Source organism: Candidatus Pantoea communis (assembly GCF_011752685.1).
In the GTDB taxonomy this organism is placed as follows: domain Bacteria; phylum Pseudomonadota; class Gammaproteobacteria; order Enterobacterales; family Enterobacteriaceae; genus Pantoea; species Pantoea communis.
In genome coordinates, this window is record NZ_VWXC01000075.1 from 1 (window position 1) to 546 (window position 546).

General features: G+C 67.0%; 1 protein-coding gene. It reads right to left on the minus strand.

The features are described 5' to 3' along the window. Positions 1-546, minus strand: a 546-nt coding sequence (locus F3J37_RS27910) for a GAF domain-containing protein (RefSeq protein WP_166936864.1), incomplete at both ends; no start/stop codon positions are given.

Consider the following 546-nt stretch of genomic DNA (forward strand, 5'->3'; position numbering starts at 1 on the left):
TCAGGCGCTCCAGCTCGTTGCGGTAGTCGGTCTGGCAGCGCTCGGGAATAAGCCCGGCCACGTACTGACCCGCCATCTCCTCCGGACCGTAACCAAACATCGCGGTGGCGGCCGGATTCCAGAAGGTGATGCCCCGGCGCAGGTCGGTGCAGATGATAGCGTCCGGGGAAGTGGCCGAGATGGACTCCAGCCGCTGCTGGCTGGCGTGGCGCAGCAGTTCAAGCCGGTGGACCTCCATCCGGTCCATCACCAGCGCGGCAATGTCGGCCAGATGCTGCCGATCCGCGTCCGTTAGCGGCGGCCGCGGCTGCGTGTCGGTTATGCACACGGTACCGATATGGTGCCCGTCCGGGGTTGTCAGCGGGATCCCCGCGTAAAAGCGGATGTGCGGGTAGCCGTGCACCAGCGGGCTGTCGCGGAAGCGCGGATCGTCCAGGGTATCCGGGACGCAGAGGATCTCCCCCTGCGCCAGCGTGTGGTCGCAGAAGGCGACGCTGCGGGCGGTGCCGGTGATGTTCAGACCGTAGCGGGACGAGAACAACTGGC